The sequence below is a fragment of the Blautia sp. CAG:257 genome, from assembly GCF_000433815.1.
Classification (GTDB): Bacteria; Bacillota; Clostridia; order Lachnospirales; family Lachnospiraceae; genus Blautia_A; species Blautia_A caecimuris.
The window spans coordinates 894-1,385 of sequence record NZ_HF999097.1 but is presented as its reverse complement, the minus strand read 5'-3'; the positions used below and the strand labels follow the sequence as shown (position 1 = coordinate 1,385).

At 37.8% G+C, this 492-nt stretch carries 1 protein-coding gene; it reads left to right on the top strand.

Features of this window, described 5'->3' with window-relative positions:
- On the top strand, positions 1–253 hold a 253-nt coding region (locus QVP40_RS11360; protein WP_288200523.1), incomplete at its 5' end, for a hypothetical protein.
- Between the last annotated feature and the right edge of the window lie 239 nt (positions 254–492).

Here is a 492-nt window from a genome sequence, read left to right as displayed (position 1 = left end):
ATTTATGGAAAAATGGCAGTCACAGATATCGGAAGAAATGCAGAGAGAAGATAAATTTCTTAAGTTGGTTTCCCATAAAGGAGACAATGTGTCCTCCAAGGCTGTCCAACAGCTTGTAAGAGAGACTATAACCGGCGCACTGGCAAATTCCCCCAATCTGCTGCCCAACAATGCAGAAACCTACTGTCAAATGATTATCTCAACAAAGTATTTGACACAAAACATGGTGCAGGAAACAGCGAATATATTGTAAAAGCCTTCCCCTATTATTCCGAAAATAACTGCATAAAAAACAATTAGAGCCAAAGGACATAAATCAACCCCAGAAATGCCTATTTTATCAGCATTTCCGGGGTTCTGTCTGCTACGCAAATTCGCAAATAAAATCTTGTTACTATACATTTTCGTATAGAAATTATAGTTCTATCTGATTTTATATGTGTTCCACTGTCCAAAGTCCACAGACCGTACTGAATGGTGTTATCAATTTGT